Consider the following 22796-nt stretch of genomic DNA (forward strand, 5'->3'; position numbering starts at 1 on the left):
GTCGCTCTGCACCAAGGGCAACGCTAGGATGGGTTTGGACGAGTGTCAAAAATCGTCGCGTATTTTTCGGGTATGGGCGTAAGACGTCTTCGAGTTTTATTAAAATTATTGTGCAATAGTCTTGTTGAAATGATTGGGTGTCGGTTGAGGGCGTCGCGCCACGGTCCGCGAGTTCGACCCTCTCGGAGGTGCGAATCCAGTGGTAAGGCAAGGTCCGCCAAACTTCCGCGGTGGTCGCTCGGGGGAGCCGTCGGGCTCGCCACGCCCCGGCTCGCGGACGATCGGCCGGTTTTCAGGAAAAAAATCCTCAAGTTTCGACGGATCCCGCGCCGGGCTTCCACTAATAAGGGTGAGGGGACGAGGTCGAAGGTCTTCGACTCGGGCTCGAGTCATGGCCTCGTGATTGCCCCGAACTCGGCGAAGGGACCGGATGATGCGACTGACTTTGAGGACGCTCTTGGCCTGGCTCGACGACACGCTCTCCCCCTCGGAAGTCCGGGAGATCGGTAAGCAGGTGGCGGAGAGCCCGTTCGCGAAGGACCTGGTGGACCGCGTGCACCGCGTGACCCGCCAGCGCCGCTTGACGGTCCCGAGCCGGTCGGGGCCCGACGCGACCGACCCGAACCTGGTCTCGGGCTACCTCGACAATGAGCTCTCTGCCGAGGAAGTCGCCGAGTTCGAGAAGCGCTGCCTGACCTCGGACGTCCACCTCGCCGAAGTTGCCAGCGTGCATCAGATCCTCAGCCTGATCGGCCAGAAGGCCAAGGTGCCCGCCGAGGCGAGGCATCGGATGTATCATCTAGTCAAGGGGCGAGAGTCGGTCGCGTCCAAGGCGCCTCGGGCGTCCCATGCCGAAGAACCCGGGCCGGTCTCCGAACCGATCCAGCCCTGGGTTACCCCGATCCCTCCCCAACGTCCCTGGTTCGAGCGGTTCGGCCCGCCCGTCGCCATCCTTTTGCTGATCGCAGTGCTCTGCGCCTCCGCCTGGTCGAGCCTCTTGCCCCCCTCCGCGCCGAAGAACGTTCCGACGACCGTGGCGAAGACTGAGCCCAAGGAAGGGGCCGGACCGGCCGAACCCGAGAAAGTCGAGCCGAAAGCGGTCGATGGGGCGGCCACTCCCGAGGCCCCTGCGGCTGCGAAGAAGGGCGATGAACTCGCGAAAGCCGACTCACCGGACTCGGCCAAGGCGGCCGACGCGCCAAAGGAGCCGGCCGCCCCGGCCGACTTGCCGCCCGGGGTCGTCGGCAAGGCGGAAAAACCGAGCGGAGTCCTTCTTCGATTCGACCGCGATTCGCGACTCTGGGTCCAATTGAACGCCGAGACCCCCTTGAAGGATCAGGATCGGATCCTGAACCTCCAGCCGTTCCGGTCGACGCTCTCCTTCGGCGAGGCCAAGGTCGACCTCGTCGGCGAGACCGAGGTCTGGGTCCTGCCTCCGCTGCCCGGTCAGGCGGCCAGGTTGCATCTGGCGCAAGGGCGCATCGTCCTCCACGGCACTCCGAACGCTTCACCGTTCTCGATCCAGTTCGCCAAGAAGTTCGTCAACCTCGTCCCCCCCAGCGGTTCCCACGTCGGTCTCGAGCGGCTGAATCGCCGAGAGCCCGGCGCCCCGACGGCCTCCAACCCAGTCCTGAAGGTGTCCGCGTCCGAGGGGAGTGTCCCCGTGTCCGTCGACGAGGCCAAGGAAACGGTCGTCGGCCCCGGCTCCATCACGTTCGAGTCGCCAGGATCCTGGATCGAGGCCGACTCCAAGCCCGTCCCGACCTGGGTGGTCGACGCGAAGCCGAGCACCTATGACCTCCAGGTCGGCGAGCAGTTCCAGAAGTTCTTCCGCGACCGGCCGATCATCCCGACCTTGGTCGAGGCGATGGATGTCGATCAGAACGACGTCCGGCGCCTGGCGATCTTCGCCTTGAGGGCCGTCGGCGACATCTCCTATGTCGTCCCGCTCCTCAATCGCAAAGAAGACCCGGTCACCCGACGCGCCTCCATCGCGGTCCTCCGTGATTTCCTGGCACAGGCGCCGGATTCCGCCGCCACGCTCCACGCCCAGATCCTCGACTACTTCGGCGAAGACCAGGCGGCCACCGTCGAGAAGCTCATCGTCGGGTACTCGGCCAAGGAGGCCGGCGACGAGGGGACCTTCTCCGAGCTCATCCAGCTCCTGAGCTCGCCGGACGTCGGCATCCGAGAGCTGGCCCTCGACAACCTCCAGGGGCTAACCGGGCGTGACGACCTGAAGTACTCCCCCGAACACCCCGAAGGGGCCGGTCTCCGGGCCTGGAAAGACTTGCTTCGCGACCACGAGCTTCGCCCCGCGGGGAAGTCGAAGTCGGCGCCGAAGGCCGACGCCCTCGAGGAAACCCCCAAAGACGAGAAGTGATCGTCCGAGTCGAGACGACACCATCGTTTCGGGCCCGCCGTCCCGCGAGGGACGGCGGGCCCGACCTGCTTTTGACGGATCGCGGACGTCGAGTGTCTTCGACTCGAGCGTCGTTCAAGAGGCTAGCGTGCTCGGCCCGGAAGCTGTTGACAACCGAGCCGGCCAGGCGTCAGGCTCTTTGACGATGATCCAATCGGCTTTGGGTTTATCCCCAGGCCGACAGCACGCCTCGAGCGGCGAGCGGACCAGGGACTGCGGACTCGGCGGATTCGCGGACGCGTCGAGAGGCCGCGCTGTAGGCCTCGGTGAGGGTCGGCCCGCACACGTCGTACGAGCCCCCAGGGCGGCTCAGGTGGACGGTGTACGTCGGCCCGTAGGCGTCGTTCCTCGTCGAATGCCAGACGTCCCAGCCCGCGAGGCCGAGGCGTAAGGAGATCAACTCCCAGACATACATGGTGTAGGCTCCGGATGAAGTGGGGTGGCAAGAGACCTGACGCCGACCCGTCACCAGGCGGGGATCGTCGCTCGAGCCGCCCAGGGAACTATGCCCGACAACCTTTGCGCGATCAAAAAGGTTTGCGCGTCCCTCATCCTTTTATGAGTCAGGAGCTATCGGTTGCAGCAAGATTACCGAGAATGCCAACGAGTGGCCGAGCGCGTCGCCGTCGAGGCGGGTCAGCTCCTCGCCGACGCTTACGGTCGGGTCGCCGCGCGCGAGAAGAAGCCGGGTGACCTCGTCACCGACGCCGACTTCGCCAGCCAGGCCTTGATCGCCGATCGGTTCTCACGCGAGTTCCCCGACCACACGCTGCTCGGCGAAGAAGAAGGGGCTGTCCTTGACCCGTCCAAGCCCTGGCGCTGGATCGTCGACCCCCTGGACGGCACGATCAACTTCGCCCACAACTTCCCCTTCTGGTGCGTCTCGATCGCGCTCGAGCATGAGGGGCAGCTCGTCGTCGGCATCGTCCACAACCCCCTGAGCCAGGAGACCTATAGCGCCTCGCTCGGGGCCGGGGCGACGAAGAACGGCCGGCCGCTCCGGGTCAGCCGGGCGGATCGACTCGGCGCCAGCCTCATCAGCACGGCGCTCCCCACCGACTTCGCGTCCGACGCCGACCTCCAGATGGCCTACATGCGGCGGTTCTCCACCGGCACCCACTCCGTCCGCCGCACGGGCTCCTCGGCGCTCAACCTCGCGCTCGTCGCCGCGGGCGGATTCGAGGTCTGCTACGCGAGCTCCATGAACCCCTGGGACGCGGCCGCAGGGGTCGTCCTCGTCCGCGAGGCCGGCGGCGTCGTCACCGGCATGGAAGGTGAGCCTTACGACCTCTACGGACTCGGGATCCTCGCCACCAACGGGCTCGTCCACGACGAGTCGATCCGGTTCCTCGCCGACGCCCGCGCCTCTTGCAAGGCCTGACTCTCGGTCGGGTTCGGGTCGAGGTTCCGAGATGGACGAGGTCGGCCGGGAGGCTTCGCGGCGGTCCGATTCACGCATCCGACAAGAAACCTTCCATCGATCTTGATTCAAACGCGGGACCATGCGAGACGGCGGGACTTGCCCCGATGGGCCGTCTCGCCGTCGGCGTCTTTCCTTCAACGACCGAACTCGACTTCTCCGAGGCCTCTCATGCCCGCGCGATTGCCGCTCATTTTCACATTGCTCGCGTCCACCGAGATCGCTGGCTTGGCCTTATCCGACGAGATTCGGCTCAACCAGATCCAGGTGATCGGGAGCCACAACTCGTACCACATCGCCCCGCACCCGACCGTGCTCAACCTGATCGGCACCCCGAAGCGCTCGACCGCGGAGGGGCTCGACTACACGCACCGACCCTTCGCCGAGCAATTCTCCGACCTGGGGATTCGGCAGATCGAGCTCGACGTCTTCGCCGATCCCAAGGGGGGGCATCTCTCCGAACCCGCCGCCCGCAAGATCCTCAAAACGCTCGGCAAGGATCCCGGCCCCGACCCCGACGCGGACGGCGTTCTCCGCCGCCCAGGGCTGAAGGTCATGCACGTCCAGGACATCGACTACCGGACGACTGCCTCCACCTTCGTCGATGCCCTGACCCAGGTTCGGACCTGGTCGCGGGCCCACCCTCGGCACGTCCCGATCATGATCCTGGTCGAGCTGAAGGACGAGGCGATCGCGGCCCTCCCGACGCGACCTTTGCCCATCGGCAAGGCCGAGGTCGAGGCGGTCGACGCCGAGATCCTCTCGGTTTTCGAACGCTCGGAGATCCTCACGCCCGACGACGTTCGAGGTAATGCCTCCACGCTCCCCGAGGCGATCCGCGGCCGAGGTTGGCCGACGCTCGACTCGGTCCGGGGGAAGGTGATGTTCGCCCTCGACAATGAAGGGGCTCCGAGGGATCACTACCTCGAAGGCCACCCCGCACTCCAGGGCCGTTTACTTTTCGTCAGCGTCGCGCCGAGCCATCCCGCGGCCGCCTGGACGAAGATGAACGACTCCATCAAGGACTTCGACAAGATCCAGGCGTTGGTCCACGACGGCTTCCTCGTCCGCACCCGAGCCGACATCGATACCGTCGAGGCCCGCAAGAACGACCCGACCCGTCGCGACAAGGCCTTCGCGAGCGGCGCCCAGTTCGTGAGCACCGACTACCCCGAGCCTCGCCTCGAGTTCTCCCCCTACCAGGTCCGCTTCGTCGACGGCATTGCCGCCCGCCCCAACCCCGTCAGCGGTCCGACCAACCCCTCGGTGACCGACCTCGAAGGCTCCGTCGGCCCGGCAACGTCCCCGCCGGCCCGAGGCCGATAAATCCGACCCAGTTCCCATGACTCAGGGGTCGCTCAAGCTCCTCGCCGGGTCATCCCACGGATGGGGACGGAGAGAATGGCTGGCGGTCGGCACCAATGCGAGACCTCGCTTCCGTGCCGGAAACAGCCCGGTCGTTCCTTCATCCCCATTGGTGTTCGGGAATAATTTGGATCCTCGGGACAAGCTCCGCCCAACATCACCATCCACTTGCCCTGCGGTATTCGCCTGGGCCTAAGGATTATCACCCCGGAAGGCGGGGCACTCCTGTCCCGCGGCTTTCGTCTCGTCTTCCGCAGGAAGAGCGGGGCAAGTGTGCCCCGTCTATCCGGGGGATGTCTCGTGCCGAGTGCCGGGGAGATCCGCTCAGATTCCTGCCTTAGGCGGCGAAGTGAAAGCGGTCACGGTGCACCCCAAGTCAAGGCTTGACGGGGTGTCAGGTCGATGGTTTTGTTGACATCACCAAAAAGGCTGTGTACCTCATCTTTGCTCGTGCCGAGGTATTCCCATGCGAGTCCCGCGGCCGACCGTGAGGCGATTGTTGGCCACGGTGGTGGTCGCGGCGTTGATTTTCGGGGTCCAGAATCTCAGCGCTCGACGAGCCCACTTTCTGGAGTTGGCCGAAGTCCACGATCGAAGTGCGGCCCTGGATCGGGAGTATCGTCGAGCCGCGATGTACCCGTTCCTTTCGGTGCCGCCCGATCTCCCCTGTCCCGCTAGACCTGCTTTGGTCCAGTCGGCCGCCGCCCGGGTGGCGAGGAAAACGGAATGATCGGGGCGTGAGAGATCATCGCAAAGCCAGGCTAGGTCACTACTTCCACGGTCTTCACGGGGTGAGTGAAGGCGAGCGAGCGTCTTCATCGAATGACAATTGACGCCGAACCAGAACGGTCAACTTCTTAAAAGCTTGGGATCGATATAGCCGCCAATGCAGGTTGGCCGATCCTTTTGCATAGCTTTAATCGGCTCAAGGTTCTTGGTCAACGCGTTTTTGGAAGAAATCGATGGTCAGGTTTCCGGAATCGTTGTAGAGTCATCCATTGCGGCGAGCCCGTCGGCGCTAGCGCCGGTTGAGGGTTGTGCTTCAACGTAAGCTCGTCGTTTTTCTTGTCGATTCGTTGCGAAGTCGGAATCATCGACTGCTTGGGTTGGTCGAGGCTCATCCCCCCGTGGGCTCGTCGCCTTCGTTCGCTCTACGTCCCCACTCTCCGGATGGAGCCTCCCGATGTTCACCAACATCCTCCATAGGCCGGCACTTGCGATTGTGATTTCGGTCATCATTGTGTTTCTAGGGTTGTTGGCGATCAAAACCCTGCCGATGTCGCAGTTCCCCTCCGTCGCGCCTCCGAGCGTGATCGTCGCCGTCTCCTATCCGGGTGCCAGCGCCAACGTCCTGGTCGACTCGGTCCTCATCATCCTGGAGCAGTCGATCAACGGCGTCCAGGACATGCGCTACATGGCCTCGGCCGCCACCAGCGCGGGCGAGGGGGCGATCCAGATCATCTTCGAGCCGGGCACGGACCCGAACGTGGCGGTCTTGAACGTGAACAACCGGATCGCCACGGTGAAGAACCGGCTCCCACCGATCGTGGAGCGCGAGGGCATCATCGTCATGCAGGCCATGACGAGTATGCTGATGTATGTGAATGTCTTCAGCAAGGCCGAGGGCGTCAACCAGAACTTCCTGTACAACTACGTCACCGTCAACATCCTGCCCGAAATCAAGCGCGTCCGGGGTGTCGGCACGGCCACGATCCTCGGCAACCGCGCGTATGCGATGCGGATCTTCCTGAACCTCGAGCGGATGCGTGCGTACAATATCGCGTCCGACGACGTGATGAGGGCGCTGAAGGAACAAAGTATCATCGGCTCGCCCGGGCGACTCGGGCAGGCGACGGGCCGGACGTCGCAGACCATCGAGTACGTCCTGACGTGGGTGGGGCGCTATAGTAAGGCCGAGCAGTATGAAAACATCATTTTGAAGGCGAACCCGAATGGTGAGATCTTAAAACTGAAGGATGTCGCGAAGGTCGAGCTCGGCTCTTCGTTCTACGACCTCTACTCGGACATCGACGGCCTCCCGTCGGCCGCCATCGTCCTCAAGCAGACCCCCGGCTCCAACGCCACGACGGTCATCGAGGAGGTCAAGAAGAAGCTCGAGGATATCAAGGAGGACAACTTCCCCGCCGGGATGGACTTTGCGGTCTCCTACGACGTTTCCGCGTTCCTGGAGGCCTCGATCGACAAGGTCCTCCACACGCTCTTCGAGGCGTTCATCCTGGTGGCCCTGGTCGTGTTCCTCTTCCTCGGCGACTGGCGTTCCACCCTGATCCCGATCCTCGCGGTCCCGGTCTCATTGATCGGGACTTTCTTTTTCATGCTGCTGCTCGGGCTCTCGATCAACCTGATCACGCTCTTCGCGCTGGTCTTGGCGATCGGCGTCGTGGTGGATGACGCGATCGTCGTGGTCGAGGCCGTGCACGCCAAGATGCACGAGACGCACCTTTCGCCGTATCGGGCGACGAAAGAGGTGATCCAGGAGATCAGCGGGGCGATCATCGCGATTACACTCGTGATGACGGCCGTGTTCGTCCCGGTGACGTTCATGACCGGGCCGGTCGGCACCTTCTACCGCCAGTTCGGCCTCACGATGGCCACCTCGATCGTCCTTTCCGGCGTCGTCGCCCTGACGCTCACCCCGGTGATCTGTGCGATGATCCTCAAGCCCCACACGGGCCACAAGAAGATTCGCGGGCCGATCGCCGCGTTGCTCTATGTGTTCGACCGCGGCGTCGAGAAGGTCACGGCGATGTATGCGGGCATCTTGCGCCGGATCGTCACTCGCCAACTCCTGACGGCGTCCGTCGTCGGGGTCTTCGGTGTGGGAATTGTCTTCGTCAACATGTTCCTCCCGTCGGGATTCATCCCGTTGGAGGACCAGGGGATGATCTACGGGATCATCCAGACGCCGCCGGGTTCGACGCTCGAGTACACCAACGCCAAGTCCCACGAGTTGCAGTCGATCGCCAAGAAGATCGATGGCGTCACGTCGGTTTCCTCCCTGGCCGGTTACGAGGTCTTGACCGAAGGCCGCGGTTCGAACGCGGGGACCTGTCTCATCAACTTGAAGCCCTGGCACGAACGCAAGTTGACCTCGAAGCAGATTATCGAGGAACTCGAACGGGAAGGCCGAGTGATCTCGAACGTCAAGCTCGAGTTCTTCGAGCCTCCTGCCGTCCCCGGTTTCGGCGCGGCCGGTGGGTTCTCGACTCGAGTCCTCGACAAGACGAACACGATGGACTACCAGCGGCTCGGCGAGGTGACCGAGAAGTTCATGGCCGCCTTGAAGAAACGCAAGGAAGTGAAGGGCCTGTTCACCTTCTTCGCCAGCAACTACCCGCAGTATGAGCTGATCGTCAACAACGACATCGCGATGCAGAAGGGGGTGTCGATCGGGGCCGCGATGGACAACCTGTCCATCGTCATCGGCAGCACCTGGGAACAGGGCTTCATCCTCTTCGGCCAGTTCTTCAAGGTCTACGTCCAGGCGTCGCCGGAGTTCCGGCGGTTCCCCTCCGATTTCTCGAACATGTTCGTCAAGAACGATCGAGGGGGGATGGTCCCGTATTCCTCGTTCATGAAGCTCAAGAAGAAGCAAGGCATGAACGAGATCAATCGCTATAACCTGTATCCCTCCGCCGCCATCCAAGGTGCGCCGGCGGCCGGCTACAGCAGCGGTCAAGCGATCAAGGCCATCGAGGAGGTCGCCCTCGAGACCCTGCCCCACGGTTACGGCCTCGGCTGGGAAGGTCTTTCGTATGACGAGGTTGGCAAGGGGAATCTGGCTGTCTACATCTTCTTGATCGTCGTCGCGTTCGTCTACTTGGTCCTCGTCGGGCAGTACGAGAGCTTCATCCTCCCGCTGGCCGTGATCCTGTCGCTGCCGGTCGGGATCTACGGCTCCTTCCAGTTCCTGGATGTCATGGGGTTGTCCAATGACGTCTACGCCCAGATCGGTCTCGTCATGCTGGTCGGGCTGCTCGGCAAGAATGCGATCCTCATCGTCGAGTTCGCGGTACAGAGGCGCCGGGAGGGTTTGAGCCTCGTCGAAGCCGCCATCGAAGGAGGGAAGCTCCGGTTCCGGCCGATCTTGATGACCTCCTTCGCGTTCATCGCCGGCCTCCTTCCCCTTGTCGTCGCCACCGGCCCCGGCGCGATCGGCAACCGCACCATCGGCACCGCCGCGGTCGGCGGGATGCTCATCGGCACCTTGATCGGCGTGCTGGTCATCCCCGGGCTCTACTACATCTTCGGCAAGATCTCCGACGGGCGGCACCTCCTCCGGGATCAGTCGGATAAACCCCTCAGCGAGAACAATCGCTCCCACCACGGCGCCATCGCGGTGAGTTCGCATGACGTGCCTGTCGGATCCCTCTCGAAGACGAAGCATCCGACGCATTGAAGCGAAGAACTGATCGTTTATGAGTATGCTGATGCTCCTCGGTAGGCGGGGCACTCTTGCCCCGCGTATTTCGCCTCGCCTACCGCAGCAAGAGCGGGCAAGAGTTCCCCGACCACCAGGGGGAAGGCTCGTGCGGAGTGGGCTCGGGACACCGGGGAAGTCCGTTCGGATTCATGCATCCGGGGGGGCGAGAGACGATCGAAAGCGTTGAGGGCCCGCCACGAAGACACCTTCGAGGCGGGCCCTCAACGTCTTGGTGTTCCCGGCGGAGAGGATTCGTGGCAACGCGGGATCAGAGTCCCAGCTTCTCGAGCATTCGTCCGAAGAAGCTTCGCTTTTGGTTCGTTGGCCGCGAAGACTCCGAGGAATTGTCCTGGAGTCGGACCATGGCGTCGGGCGTGGTCGGGGCGGAGTTGGCCGCGACGAGCGGAGGGACTTTGACGTGGTCGAGGTGGGCGACCATCTCGCGCGGGGCGTTGCCGTCCGGGTTACGCAGGCGGGCGGATAGGGCGAGTGTCCGCGGGTCCTTGTGGTAATCGGCCATGTAGTTCAAGAGGGTCGCCTTGCCCGGCTTTGAGTCGTTCAGGAGGTAGTGGACCCAGGCCCAGGACTCGCGGTAGTCGCGAGGGCTCATGTCCCTGACGCTCCGGAGGGTCTCGAGGTGGGGGAGGTCGGGCTTCCACCCCGAGGCGAGGTCGGAGGGCAGCCGGGTAAGGTGTTCGGAGTTCACCCCCTGCCGGCCGTTCGGGACTTCGAAGTATTCCGCGAGTCCCTCGTCGAGCCAGAGCGGCATGTCGCCGTAGACGACGTTCAGGAGGGCGTGAGTCGCCTCGTGACGAAGGTCCTCCTCGAGGCGATTGCCCATGAACGTGAAGACGACGCGTTGCGACCCCTGCGCGAGGAAGAAGGCGCGTCGGGAGGGGAGCTCGGGGTAATAGTATTTGAGGAAATGATCAAAGCTCGGGCGGTCGTTGAGGATGTAGACCTCGACCGGGGGCTCCTCCGAGTCCACCCGGATCCCTAGCCGTGACCCGAGGTCGGCCTCGAGCGACTTTAGGCTGCGGATCGCCGGGGCGTCGGCGGGGATCGGGAAGTTCGAGTAGACGGCGTAGGGGCCGGCCTTGACCACGTGCCGGGTGGGGACCAGCGACTGCCCCTTCTCTCCCAGCGAGGCGCAGCCGACGAGTCCGAGCGAGGCGAATAGCCAGAAGATCGGGCGGGGCCGTGCCGGTCGTTTCTCCTGCATCGTCGGGGCCTCGTCGCTCAGGTCGGGTCGATCGTCCGTGGTGCGTTGGCGAGGGGCCGTCCTTACGAAAGGGCTCGCCCCCGTCGTCGGTTTCGCTCCCGCTTCACCTGGCTGGCCGTCGCGATCGCCCGCCAGATCCTCTTCCAGTCGTTGTGCGGAGACAGCCCCCACGTCAGGTAGGCGCGGAGGAAGACCAGGGCATCGGTCCGCGTCCGACCCACGACGTCCGCCAGGCTCAGGTGGAGTCGAGCGAGGTTCTGGATCCGCCGGTGATCCGGCAGCGGGTGGATCAACCGGACCCCCACGAGGTCGATCACGCTCAGGCGGACGTCCGGCGAAGCGGGGTCGCCCAGGATCAGGAGGTTCGACGCCTTCAGGTCCCGGTCGGAGAGCGAGCGCTCGTGGAGCATGCGAAGCAACCGGGCGAGCGCCAGCGTCAGGCTCCGGATCTGAATTCGTCGCGTCTCGGCGTCGAGGGTCGGGAGGACCTCGTTCACGTAGTCGCCCAGCGTGATCGACGGTTCTTCCTTGATCGTGACCAGGTAGGTCTCGTGGGGCAGATACCAGAACAGGGGATCGCGGCGGAACGTCCGCAGTCGCGCCAGGAACATCAGGTTCTGCGGGGTCGGGATCCCTCGGCTGGCCAGGTGCTGACCGGCTTGCCACGACTGCCAGGCCCGCGACGGCCGGAACCAGGTCAGGAGCGGGTCGAACCAGGCCCGCCGGTTGAACCGCTTGTAGATGACGCGGGTCGGCCTGCCGTCCACATTGAGTGTCGTCTCCGCGACGGTCGTGGTCCTCGACTCCTTCAGGAGTACGGTCCCCGCTTTCGAGAACGGACCGTCGGGGTCGGCCAGCAAGGTACGGACGACGTCCGGGTCGAGGTTTCGGGAGGCGACCGACCAGGAGTCGCTACCTCGGTATTTCTTGAAGTATTTATTGGTGCCGCGGCATCGGCGTCCCCAGCGGCGCCAGAGCCGCTCGGCCCAGGTCCGCGTGGCCCCTTCGATCCCCCTCGCGAACGCGGCCGGGTCGGGGCAAGGACCCTTCCGCGACCTCAAGTACGTCCGCAGGAACCGGTAGCGATCCGATCGGCCGCAGCGGAGCCAGAAGTAGTGATTCAGGAGCGCGAGGTTCAGCCTCGCCTCGGGCCACCCGAGCGGGTCGCAGACCCGGAGCGCATCGAGGTCGATCATGGCGAGCCGAGGGCGGTCGGTTGCGTCCATTTGCACCAGCACGTTGCCGGGGTGAAAGTCCTGGTGGACGAACCCCGCGTCGTGGAGCCGGGCGGTCATGATCCCGAGCGCGTCGGCGAGCTCCTGGCGGATCCGGGTCTGTCGCGAAGGGGACCATCGAGGGATCACACGCTCGACGAATTCGTCGAGCGGGACGGCCTCGGGGATCGCGTGCGTGATGAGGTAGTTCTCGAGCAGGAAGAACCGCTTGCGCTGCTCACCCAGCGCGATCGGAGTGATCGTCGGGACCCCGATCTCGGCGAGATACCGGGTACGCCGACCCTCATTCCGCCCTTTGCCTCGCCGGAACCATTGGCGGGCCTTGGCCCGGAAGTCGGGAACCAGGAAATGCTTGACGTACACTGCCCCCTGATCGAGCTCGGCGCGGTAGACGACCCGATGGGGCCCGGTCTTGACCACGGTCAACCGACCGTTGCGTTGCCACTCGTCGAGCCGAAGCCCCCGAGGTCCGAGCAGGGCCTCGCGCCAGTCGGCACGCACCCACCAGCCCACGTCGCCCGCCTGGGCCCAGTCCCAGTGAGGAGGCTCGAAAAGGCGGTCGGAACCCTCGGGTTGGGGGATCTTCTTGAACAGCCAGTTCATCCGTTCGCCACGACCAGGCCGGTCGATCCTTCGTCCGGTTCGTCCTTCGAGTGGCCCTGGCCCGGGGACGCTCCGATGGCCGAGGGCCGCGGTCGAGGCGGCCGTCGCCGCCGCATTTCCCGCATAGACTGCCGAGGCCCGAGCTCTTCGTCGGCGACGCGTGATCGAGCGGTGGTAACCTAGGACGGTGGAGGCGAAGGTGTCGCCCCAGGCCTCGACCGAGTAGCGAGTCTCGATGTTGTGCCGGGCGTTCTCCCCCATTTGCCGGACCATCTTGAAATCGCCAGCCAGCTTGCGAACGGCCTCGACCCACGCATCGTCCGAGTCGACGAGGATCCCCGAGACGTCGGGAGTGACCATCTCGGGGTGCACCCCCACCGGGTTGGCGAGGACGGGGAGGCCGGCCGCCTGATATTGGAGGACCTTGAGCCCGCACTTCCCTCGGCTCCAGAGGTCGTCGGGAATCCAACTGATCCCGACATCCCCGGCCGCGAGCGCCTGGGCCTCGCTGGCCTCGGCCCAGGGAATCTCGACCACCGGCATGGGACCAAGATCCGGGAACCGGTCGCAGATCACGCGGAGCCGGACGCCGGGGACCTCGCGGGCGATCCTCTCCCAGAGTGGGCGCTTCGCCTCAAGGCCCTGCAACGTGCTCGACGACCCGATCCAGACCAGGTCCAGCCCTCGGCCTCGGGGCGTCTCCGAGTCGCCTGTTTCGATCCTTGGGCGGTTGCGGTCGGTGTCGACGCACGTCGGGATGACGCGGATCCGTTCGACCGGAGCCCCCGCTCGCAGGGCGCAATCGGCCAGGAACCGGTTGCCGGCGATCACGACATCGGCGAGCCGGACGACCTGGGCAAAGCGTCGGGCCCTTCGAGGGCAATACGGCCCCCTCGCGTCGTAGGAGTCGCGATAGAGGACCGCGTCGTCGAAGTCGAGGACGAGTCGCCGGGCGCGTCGCCTGAGCTGCCTGAGCTGCCAGCCCGGCAGGAGTTTGCGCTGGAGGATGACCGCGTCGAACTGGGCCGCGTCGGAGAACTGCGACCATCGGGCGATCGCCCCGCGAGCCAGGCCGCGCAATGTGAGCGTGGCCCCCGCGTCGTTCAACGCCGGTTCGAACGCCCGGATCCGGTAGCGGCAACAGACATGATCGGGGGCATCGACCAGGGCCAGTACCTTCATCCCGTCCTCCCTGACGGTAGTGCGGCCGATCCGGAGATCCGAGCCGACCGCGTGCCGGATTCTAGCCCGCCCCTTCGAGATTGCCAAGACGGATCGTCGCGGGTTTTCCGTTCTTCCTGATTGGCGGAGCATCCCTGGTTTATCCAGAGAGTACAACCCTCCAGGTTGAGTCCTCCTCTCCTAAATCAGCTTGATACTCTCGCCGGGCACCACCGATCTACATTCGTGAAGGTGATTCAAGTCGCCTTGTCAACTTTCGCGAGTCGTGGTACATGGTCGCGAAGCCCTAACCTTCAGGCGTCGGAAACGTGCGCCTTGGTGGCATGGATGCTTTTGGGTAACCCCGTCTTTGGCGATTGCCAACCATGAAGAACTTCGCCCGCCTCGTGGGATTCGCCTGGCCGTACCGGGTCCGGTTCGCGCTGTCGCTGGGCTGTGCGATGATGGTAGCCCTGCTCTACGCGACCGACATCGCGATGGTCTTACCCCTCCTGAAAATCCTCTTCTACAACAAGGATTGTCAGAAGTGGGTCGCCGAGGAGATCGTCTCGCAGCAGACGGTGCTCCACGCGGTGGTAGCACGAATCGAGGAGGTGGACGTCGTCCGGCAGGTGCGCAACCCCAGGGACCTCAAGCTCGTCATGCATTTCCGCGAGGTCCACAAGGCCCGCGACGAGAAGCAGGCGGAAGCCCAGAGGCTCGAGGCTCGGCTTGACCAGATCAACCTCCCGCCGTTGCAGGGCAAAGGCCCCGACGGCGAACGTGGGGCGGAAGGCGACCCGGGCGGGGCTGCTCCCCGAGGTGAAGGTGCCGCGGCACCTGCACCCGCGGCGGGCGTGGTGCCGGAGGCCCGCCCCCGAGCGGGAGAGCCGGTGCTGCCCGCGTTCGAGGATGAGGCGGCCACGCGCGACCAGATAGCGCTGAAGACTGCCAAACGGGAGCTTCAGATCGCCGAGGCCAGGCTCGATGAACTGAAACGCATCACCGACGACCTCAAGCACAACCCCCACCCTGCCCCGCTCGACGGTCGCAGGGCTTCGCTCGAACGAGAGCGGGCCAAGGCCGATCTCTGGCTTTGGAGATATCAACAGCTTCAGCCTCTGATCAATCGATATCTCCCCCACAATGGATTCCAGACGCTTCTCCTGCTGATGGTCTTGGTCATGACCGGCGTGGCCATCAAGGGATTCTTCCTCTTCCTGCAGGAAGTCCTCGTCGCCGACGTCATGCAACTGACGCTCTTCGACCTCAGGAATCACTTCTATCGGCGCACCATAGCGCTCGACCTCTCCAGCTTCGGCGATCAAGGCTCGGCCGAGTTGATCTCTCGGTTCACGAACGACATGGATTCGGTCAGCCAGGGCCTGAACACGCTCTTCAGCAAGGTAATTCGCGAACCGTTGCGGGTCGTGAGCTGTTTGAGTATCGCGCTTTGCCTGAACTGGCGGCTCACCTGCCTGGCCCTGGTCCTGATCCCGGTCTCGGCCATGACCGCGAAACGCGCCGGGCAGATCATGAAACGGGCCGTCCGGCGTTCGCTCGAAAGTATGTCAACGATTTACAAGATCCTCCAGGAGACGTTTCAGGGGATCGTCGTGGTGAAGGCGTTCACGATGGAGCGCCGAGAGCGGCGTCGGTTCTTCCTCGAGACGAAGAGCCTGTACAAGAAGAGCGTCAAGGTCGCGACGATCGACGCGCTCTCCGACCCGGTGCTCGAGCTCCTGGCCCTCTCGACGGTCTGCATCGCCCTCCTCGCCGGCTCCTTTCTCGTGTTGAACGACACGATCTTCCTCGTCTTCGGCTCCTTCAAGCTGCAACTGGCCTCGCAGCGGATGGCGATCGAGGACCTCCTGGCGCTGTATGCGATGCTGGCCGGCATCGCCGACCCGGTCCGGAAGATGGCGAATGTCCACTCGAGGATCCAGCGCGCCGCCGCGGCGGCCGACCGAATCTGTGCGCTCATGGATCGCCAGCCCGATGTGGCCGACAAGCCGGGCGCCCCTCGCCTCTCTCGGCACCACCACACGCTGGAGTTCGACCAGGTCACGTTCAGCTACAACGGCCGGGAGCCGGTGCTCCGGGGCCTGAATCTGACCGTCCGCCACGGCGAGACGATCGCCGTCGTCGGCCCGAACGGCTGCGGCAAGTCCACGCTGATGAACCTCCTGCCTCGGTTCTGGGACGTGCGCTCCGGGGCGATCCGGATCGACGGGCACGACATCCGCGACATCCGCTTGCGGAGCCTACGCGGGCAGATCGGCATGGTGATCCAGGACACGATCCTGTTCGAGGACTCGATCGCGAACAACATCGCCTACGGTCGCCGGGGCGCGAATCGCGACATGATCATCGCGGCCGCCAAGCGATCTTATGCCCACCAGTTCATCTCGGCCTTGCCCGAGGGTTACGACACCGTGATCGGCGAGCGTGGTCTGGGACTCTCGGGAGGCCAGCGCCAGAGGATCGCCCTGGCCCGGGCGATGCTCCGCGACCCCGCCATCCTCATCCTCGACGAGGCCACGAGCGCCGTCGACATCCAGGACGAAGCCCTGATCCGCAAGGCCATCGAGGAATTCGCCCGGAACCGGACGACCTTCGTCATCACCCACAGCCTCGGCGCCCTCCAGTTCGCCGACCGGATCGTCCTGATGAACGGCGGTCGGATCGAGGCCGTGGGCACTGACACCGAGCTTCGCAGGACCTCTCCCCTCTACCGACGCCTGCACGAGATCCACTTCCAGCGCGAGAGTGCCTGATCCTCTTGCCTGCGGAGGAGCCTCTCCGCTCCTTCGCGAGCTGGACCGAGACGGAACACGTCTCGAAACTCGAGCGACCCTCCTTTCCTCACCACGTCACGACTCGTCCTTACCCGACGCGCCGACCGAGGCGTGGCGCTTCCACCGGGTTTGCGAGCACCTCGTCGACGCAACCGACTGTTCCACGTTTCTTTCAGAAAATCGAAACGCAGCGTCACGAAGGGTAGAGAACTCCGTACGGATTTTTGCATCCACGGGTGGCCGTGTTGGTGTTGTCACGCATGCAATGTCCCTTCCCGTCGGCGACCCTTTGACGCTTGGGTTGTCCTCGACGTAACTTAGAGAACAGTCGGTGTCGGTCCTGTCCGCGATTCGAGCGATCGAGCCTTGAGGGTCCGGACCCTCGGGCGTCAGCCTCATCTCAGGAGTGGGACGATGAACGCGGGTCCTTTCAGGCGATCGCCCGCCCGTGCCTTGGTCGTGCCTTGTGTCGTGGCTGTCGGGTGCTGGCTAGGGGCAGGCGAGTCCCTCGCGGCCGAGAAACTCCCGGCTCCGGTCAAAGGGGCGGCGAAGGACGTCGCGGACTCGACGACCACGTCGTTGAAGCCTGAATTCCTCGACCGGATGATCCAGGAGTCGTGGGACGCGGCCGGGATCAAGCCGTCGAAGGACTGCACCGACGAAGAATACCTCCGACGGGCCTATCTCGACGTGCTCGGGCGAATCCCGAACATCGACGAGGCGAGCGCCTTCCTCCACTCGAAGGAGAAGGGAAAGCGTGCGAAGCTCGTCGAGTATCTCCTCAAGCACGAGGATTTCGCAAAGAACTTCGCCAACGAGTGGACGGTCACCCTGATCGGCCGACAGGCGAGGGATCGGATGCTGGACCGAGGGGCGCTCGCCTCGTGGCTCCGCCAGCAGTTCAACGCCGACCGTCCCTGGAACGAGATGGCCTATGAACTGATCACGGCGAAGGGGTCGAACAAGGAGAACGGGGCCGTCAACTTCCCTCTCGCCCACCTTGAGATGGGGGCGGTCCCTCTGACCTCGGTGACGACTCGCGTCTTCCTCGGCCAGCAGATCCAATGCACTCAGTGCCACGACCATCCTTCCAACGACTGGAAGCAGGTCGACTTCTGGGGGATCAACGCTTTCTACAAGGGGGTCAAGGCCGAGGAGGTCCGCAAGGAGGACGCCACGGGGGCCGAAGTGTATGACCACACCGACCTGACCGACGAGCCGACGGACGCGTTCTCGAGCTACGACAAGCGCAACGGCCTCGTCGGGGTCGTCTTCCCTCGGTTCCTCGACGGCCGGAAGATCAGCCAAGGGGCGGACGTCGACCGCCGGGTCGAGTTGGGCAAGTTCATCGCCGACCCGAAGAATGAAAACTTCTCCAAGGCTTTCGTGAACCGGATGTGGGGCCACTTCCTGGGCCGAGGCTTCGTCTCCCCCGTCGACGACTTCGGGGCCCACAACCCCCCGAGCCACCCCGAATTGCTCGACGCCCTGGCGAAGGAATTCCAGGAGAGCGGCTTCAACGTCAAGTCGCTGATCCGCTGGATCATGAGCAGCCGGGCCTACAACCTGTCGAGCGTCATGACCAAGGGGAACGAGAAGGACGAGTCGCTGTTCAGCCACATGGCCTTGAAGCCGATGTCGCCCGAGCAGCTCTTCGACTCGCTGCTGACGGCCACGGCCGCCCACAAGGCCGGCGGCGCGAAGAACATGGACAAGCAGCGCGACGCCTGGTTGAACCAGTTCGTCTTCGCCTTCGCCAACGACGAGGAAGGCGAAGGGACGACGTTCAACGGCACGATCCCCCAGGCCCTGATGATGATGAACGGCGAGTTGATGGAGAAGGCCGTGGGGGGGAAGGCCGGTAGCTTCCTCGACGACCTGAAGGTCCGCGCCCTGCGACAGGGGAGGGTGGCGCCCGAGATCTTCATGGTGAATAACCTGTTCCTCGCCGCCTTGAGCCGGTCGCCGTCGCGTGGCGAGATGAACATGGCCAGTCACGTCCTGAGCAACAATCCGGATACGATCTACGTCCTCGAGGACATCTTCTGGGCGTTGCTCAACTCCAATGAATTTATCTTGAATCGCTGAATCGAGTCCCGACGGAAGTGCCGCCCGAGGGTGCGTCCGCCGGTCCATGCCTTGCCACGAGGCCCGGCTGAAGGGGGTTTTGGCCCATGTCCGACCGCCTGATCGTCCCCAATGGGATGTCCCGTCGACACTTCCTCGGCCACATGGCGTCGAGCGCCATGGCGGTCCCGGCGATGCACTTCCTCGGCGCCCTCGAGGCCAACGCCCAGCAGGTCCCCAAGAAGACCAAGAGCTGCATCCTTTTATGGATGGGCGGCGGGCCGAGCCACATGGACACGTGGAACCTCAAGCCCGACAGCGAGAAGAACGGCGGGCCGTTCCGGCCGATCTCGACTTCCGCCAGCGGGGTCTCGATCTGCGAGCACTTGCCGAACGTCGCCAAGCAGATGAAGCACCTGAGCGTCGTCCGGTCGCTGAACTCGAAAGAGGGGAACCACGACCGCGGCACGTACATGATGCACACGGGGTACGCCCCCAACCCGACCGTGGTGCATTCGAGCTTCGGGTCTTCGTTCGCCTACGAGCTCGCCTCCAAGCACGAGTCGCTCGCCCTGCCGCATTGCATCTCGATCAACGGTCCCGGCGTCGGTGCGGGCTTCCTCGGGATGGCGTACTCGCCCTTCGTCGTGGCGAATCCGAACGGCAAGATCGCCAACCTCGCGCCTCCGGCGGGCATCGACGATGACCGGATGAATCGCCGTCTCGAGATGCTTTCCCTGGTCGAGCAGAACTTCAAATCCCAGCGACGCGGGCAGGCCGGGGCCGACCATTACGCCGTCTACTCCAAGACGGTGCGGATGATGAAGTCGCCGGCGACGAAGGCCTCGCTGAGCCTCGACAGCGAGTCGGCCGCGGTCCGCGACGCCTACGGCCGCGGCTCGTTCGGCTCGGGCTGTCTGATGGCGAGGAAGCTCGTCGAACTGGGCGTGTCGTTCGTCGAGGTCAGTCTCGGCGGCTGGGACACGCACCGCGACGCGTTCGACACGCTCTCCAAGCGACTCTTGCCCGAGCTCGACAAGGGGATGGCGGCCCTGGTGGCCGACCTCGAACAGCGGGGCCTGCTCGACAGCACCGTCGTCGCCTGGATGGGCGACTTCGGCCGGACCCCGAGGATCAACCAGGACGCCGGCCGCGACCACTGGCCGCGGAGCTGGTCGGTCGTCCTCGGCGGCGGCGGTATCCGCGGGGGCCAGGCCGTCGGCGACACCGACAAGGACGGCGTCGACATCGTCGACCGTCCCGTGGGCCCGATGGACGTCATCGCGACCATGACCAAGGCCATGGACCTCGACCTCGCCACCCAGTGGACCACGCCCCGCGGTCGCCCCATCAAACTTGTCGACGGCGGCACGGTGATCAAGGAACTGATCTGATCGGCCCAAGCTCCTGAGATTGACGGTCGTAGACACACTGGGCCACGCGACCCCTCGAGCATCGCGTGGCCCGATCGTTTTGGCGTAAGCGGCCGAGATAGCGAATGGGGAGGGATCGTGCCGGACAGCTTCGCCAAAGCAACCCCGGCCAGTCGGTCTCTTGCAGGGGGGAACGACCGATGCTTACCTTAGTTGCATGATGATTGAGCCCCCTCAATCCTTGCAGGCAACGTTCCCATGATTTCCCGCTTAACTCTCGCCCAAATCATGTGGATTGTTGCTGTCGTCGCCCTCGCCTTCGCGGCGGCTCCGGCGTCGCTGGCGATCGCCTTTTCGCTGGTCCTGCTTGTCTCCGTCGGCATTGCGGTCTACTCCCGCACGCCCTGGAGCCGAATCGCCGTCTGGGTCTTCTCTTGCTTTCCGCTGCTCTTGCTCATCACCATCTATACGACCTGGGGAGCCGCCTGGTATGCGCTCGGTCATCCACCTCGGTTTTCGCTCGACGATCCAAAATCCATCGGTACTTTGGTGGATACACCGTACATGATCACCGGTTTTCTCTTCGTCGGCTTCCTCCCGGCTCTCGTTGTTACTGCGGCGATCACGGCCATCGAGTTCTTACGAAATTTCCATGGCGACCATGACAACCGCGAGCGCTTGATAGCTCGAGTGGCGCTACCCATGTTCTCCTGGCCGCTCGTCTATGTGTGGCTGATGACCGACCCGGGAGGTGTGCTCAATTGGTTGATGGACTGAGGCCGACGAGTTTCCGGCAGTGTAGCGATCGGATGGGCGGGGTCTACGGTCCTCGTCGATTCTTTACACGCCCTCGACTCACGCCGAAGATCCGAGGTGCCGTCGCGACGATGTTCCGTATGGGAATAAGCGCGAGGATATCTCCACCTTAATTGCGCGAGCACAGACCTGTGAGGGGTCCGGATGCGCGACTATCCAGCAGTCGCCCGGAAAGTTTGAATGAGAGGATTGTGAGCATTATATGAGGTAAGAAGTTCGCGTCGAAAGCTCGTGATACTCCAGGCCCGCTCAAGCGGCCAGCGGCCGCCCGAGCCTGCGGACTGCGATCCCCGATGTCCTCACAGCTGTTGCTCGGCGAGTTTCCCACGCCCTGGGCTGGTTGGGGTGGACCGCTGCCTCGAGGAGTAAGAGGTTGCGTCGCGCTCGATCGTTTGAGGGATCGAGGCGGAGGGCTTCTTCGAACGAGGCCCTCACCATATCGATGGGAAAGCCGACCTCTGCCTGCGAGATGGCTTTCCATTCGGCCAGTTCGCTCCGGACCGAGTCGGGCGCCGGGAATTGGCCCGCCCGCTCGCTCATCGCGCGGCATTCATCGAAGCGGCCGCTGACCAGGTCATTGTGGGCGAGGTAAAAATAGGGCCATACCACCGGGCTGCCATGTTTGGCGGCGACTTCGAAATCGCCGATGGCTCGCGGGCCGGAGCCATAGAGCAGGATGCCCCTCGCGGTGAGCAATGCGACGTTGTTCGGGGCAAGTCCCAGCGCACGTGAGTAGTAATGGACGGCAGTCTGACTGTCGCCCAAGAACTCGTGTGAGAAGCCGAGCAGGCCGGTCGCCATTAGGTAAACCGACTCATCGATCCCATCCTCGGCGTCTGTTTCGATCCGTGTCAGGGCCCGCTCGAGTACGGGGATCAATCGCCGGAACACGGCCGATGCCTTCGCCTCAGGAGCGGATTGGGTCGCCTTCATCGTGATTTCGCAGGCGCGAACCACGGCGACGGGTGCGAAAGCCTCGTCGTGATCGAGGACGCTCTCGGCTTGCGGGATGGCCTCCCCGGAGCCCGCCAGGTCGATGGTGTGCAAGGCAAGGGCGAGGTAGTTTCCGTTATCCGGCTCCAGGTCAGCCGCATGGCCGTAGAACAAGGCTGCGGTCGCAGGGTCACCCGCTTCGAGCCAGATCGAACCTCTCAAGAAGCTCAACAACGCCGGGGGGATGTAGTTACCCCATCGTCGAAGCAGATCGAGGGCCCTGTCCCACTGGCCTGACTCTCGAGCGATGAACGCATCCGTCAGCTTCGCCTGGGCCTGGGGATTCAGCGGCCGAGGCGTTGCATCCGCCGGGTCGCTGACCGAATACAGGTCTTCCGAGAGGCCGCTCAATCGCTTTCGTTCCGCCTCGGTTAACCCTTCCCACGGGGCGTCGGTTGCATCGCGGATCGTGTCCGCCTCGGGAGATTCCTCCTGACCGTTGATGGTCAGTCGATGGAGATCGCGGACGCCGCGCAGGACCGCGAGATAGTTCGGGCTCATGGTTAGAGGGTGGCGTGCCATAATCGATTTATCAATTCTCGTCGATTTGCCAGTCGACGCGGGTGAACGCGAGATCGTTTTCGTAGGTCGAGAGAGGGGCCTGCTGGGCCGGGGTGACGCACCCGTGAGTTGGAGAGTCGGGGGCCAGCTCGAGGCCAGGGGCGAAGCTTCCAGGCTGGAACGAGCCCGAACCATATTTGAAACAATAAGTATCGTTCGACCCTCGAGCACCGGGGACTTTGTCTCGAAGCCGCTTCGGGATCCTCAAGATCGAGATGACTCGCCATGAGGGAGACACCGACATCCCCAGGCCATTCTTCAGAATGTCCCCCGCGACAACATCCACATCGATCCCTGGCCGTACTCCAAGCCCGAT

At 64.1% G+C, this 22796-nt stretch carries 13 protein-coding genes; 8 read left to right on the plus strand and 5 right to left on the minus strand.

Annotated elements, in window-relative coordinates:
* Positions 1-430 precede the first annotated feature (430 nt).
* The gene (locus ACYOEI_RS32960; protein WP_462854225.1) at positions 431-2383 is read left to right on the plus strand and encodes a HEAT repeat domain-containing protein; all 1953 of its coding nucleotides are present in this window, start codon (positions 431-433) and stop codon (positions 2381-2383) included.
* A 205-nt stretch (positions 2384-2588) separates the two neighbouring features.
* Here ACYOEI_RS32960 and ACYOEI_RS32965 read toward each other — a convergent pair whose 3' ends face one another.
* Positions 2589-2891, minus strand: coding sequence for a hypothetical protein (locus ACYOEI_RS32965; protein WP_462854226.1), 303 nt, complete (start codon positions 2889-2891; stop codon positions 2589-2591).
* A gap of 108 nt (positions 2892-2999) precedes the next feature.
* Here ACYOEI_RS32965 and ACYOEI_RS32970 point away from each other — a divergent pair, with 108 nt between their 5' ends.
* From ACYOEI_RS32970 to ACYOEI_RS32980, 3 genes are all read left to right on the plus strand, one after another.
* A complete protein-coding gene (locus ACYOEI_RS32970; protein ID WP_462854228.1) occupies positions 3000-3803 on the plus strand; it encodes an inositol monophosphatase family protein in 804 nt (267 codons plus the stop codon).
* Positions 3804-4013: 210 nt separating this feature from the next.
* Complete coding sequence (locus ACYOEI_RS32975; RefSeq protein ID WP_462854229.1) at positions 4014-5168, plus strand: phosphatidylinositol-specific phospholipase C1-like protein; 1155 nt, start codon at positions 4014-4016, stop codon at positions 5166-5168.
* 1222 nt (positions 5169-6390) lie between these two features.
* A complete protein-coding gene (locus ACYOEI_RS32980) occupies positions 6391-9627 on the plus strand; it encodes an efflux RND transporter permease subunit (RefSeq protein ID WP_462854230.1) in 3237 nt (1078 codons plus the stop codon).
* A gap of 292 nt (positions 9628-9919) precedes the next feature.
* Here the strand turns inward: ACYOEI_RS32980 and ACYOEI_RS32985 are convergent, their stop codons facing one another.
* Together ACYOEI_RS32985 and ACYOEI_RS32990 are read right to left on the minus strand one after the other, a co-directional pair.
* A complete protein-coding gene (locus ACYOEI_RS32985; protein WP_462854232.1) occupies positions 9920-10873 on the minus strand; it encodes a DUF1570 domain-containing protein in 954 nt (317 codons plus the stop codon).
* 62 nt (positions 10874-10935) lie between these two features.
* Positions 10936-13893 (minus strand): lipopolysaccharide kinase InaA family protein, encoded by a 2958-nt coding sequence (locus tag ACYOEI_RS32990; protein WP_462854234.1) that lies wholly within the window; start codon positions 13891-13893, stop codon positions 10936-10938.
* Between the two features lie 365 nt (positions 13894-14258).
* Between ACYOEI_RS32990 and ACYOEI_RS32995 the strand changes: the two genes are divergently transcribed.
* The 4 genes from ACYOEI_RS32995 to ACYOEI_RS33010 all read left to right on the plus strand — a co-directional run bounded on the left by ACYOEI_RS32995 (position 14259) and on the right by ACYOEI_RS33010 (position 20887).
* Entirely contained in the window at positions 14259-16649 is a 2391-nt protein-coding gene (locus tag ACYOEI_RS32995; protein ID WP_462854236.1) for an ABC transporter ATP-binding protein, read from the plus strand.
* A 435-nt stretch (positions 16650-17084) separates the two neighbouring features.
* Positions 17085-18758, plus strand: coding sequence for a DUF1553 domain-containing protein (locus ACYOEI_RS33000; RefSeq protein WP_462854237.1), 1674 nt, complete (start codon positions 17085-17087; stop codon positions 18756-18758).
* A gap of 86 nt (positions 18759-18844) precedes the next feature.
* A complete protein-coding gene (locus ACYOEI_RS33005; RefSeq protein ID WP_462854238.1) occupies positions 18845-20131 on the plus strand; it encodes a DUF1501 domain-containing protein in 1287 nt (428 codons plus the stop codon).
* 237 nt (positions 20132-20368) lie between these two features.
* Positions 20369-20887 (plus strand): hypothetical protein, encoded by a 519-nt coding sequence (locus ACYOEI_RS33010; protein WP_462854240.1) that lies wholly within the window; start codon positions 20369-20371, stop codon positions 20885-20887.
* A gap of 288 nt (positions 20888-21175) precedes the next feature.
* Here the strand turns inward: ACYOEI_RS33010 and ACYOEI_RS33015 are convergent, their stop codons facing one another.
* Positions 21176-22441, minus strand: coding sequence for a tetratricopeptide repeat protein (locus ACYOEI_RS33015; protein ID WP_462854241.1), 1266 nt, complete (start codon positions 22439-22441; stop codon positions 21176-21178).
* A 10-nt stretch (positions 22442-22451) separates the two neighbouring features.
* Positions 22452-22724 carry a hypothetical protein gene (locus tag ACYOEI_RS33020; RefSeq protein WP_462854243.1) on the minus strand — a complete coding sequence of 91 codons (273 nt, stop codon included), beginning with the start codon at positions 22722-22724 and terminating at the stop codon, positions 22452-22454.
* Between the last annotated feature and the right edge of the window lie 72 nt (positions 22725-22796).

Source organism: Singulisphaera rosea (assembly GCF_054877945.1).

Bases quoted from the DNA above. Each gene is read 5' to 3' on its own strand.
- ACYOEI_RS32960 (WP_462854225.1), top strand. From the start codon at position 431: ATGATGCGACTGACTTTGAGGACGCTCTTGGCCTGGCTCGACGACACG.
- ACYOEI_RS32975 (WP_462854229.1), top strand. From the start codon at position 4,014: ATGCCCGCGCGATTGCCGCTCATTTTCACATTGCTCGCGTCCACCGAG.
- ACYOEI_RS32980 (WP_462854230.1), top strand. From the start codon at position 6,391: ATGTTCACCAACATCCTCCATAGGCCGGCACTTGCGATTGTGATTTCG.
- ACYOEI_RS32985 (WP_462854232.1), bottom strand. From the start codon at position 10,873: ATGCAGGAGAAACGACCGGCACGGCCCCGCCCGATCTTCTGGCTATTC.
- ACYOEI_RS32990 (WP_462854234.1), bottom strand. From the start codon at position 13,893: ATGAAGGTACTGGCCCTGGTCGATGCCCCCGATCATGTCTGTTGCCGC.
- ACYOEI_RS32995 (WP_462854236.1), top strand. From the start codon at position 14,259: ATGAAGAACTTCGCCCGCCTCGTGGGATTCGCCTGGCCGTACCGGGTC.
- ACYOEI_RS33000 (WP_462854237.1), top strand. From the start codon at position 17,085: ATGAACGCGGGTCCTTTCAGGCGATCGCCCGCCCGTGCCTTGGTCGTG.
- ACYOEI_RS33005 (WP_462854238.1), top strand. From the start codon at position 18,845: ATGTCCGACCGCCTGATCGTCCCCAATGGGATGTCCCGTCGACACTTC.
- ACYOEI_RS33010 (WP_462854240.1), top strand. From the start codon at position 20,369: ATGATTTCCCGCTTAACTCTCGCCCAAATCATGTGGATTGTTGCTGTC.
- ACYOEI_RS33015 (WP_462854241.1), bottom strand. From the start codon at position 22,441: ATGGCACGCCACCCTCTAACCATGAGCCCGAACTATCTCGCGGTCCTG.
- ACYOEI_RS33020 (WP_462854243.1), bottom strand. From the start codon at position 22,724: ATGTCGGTGTCTCCCTCATGGCGAGTCATCTCGATCTTGAGGATCCCG.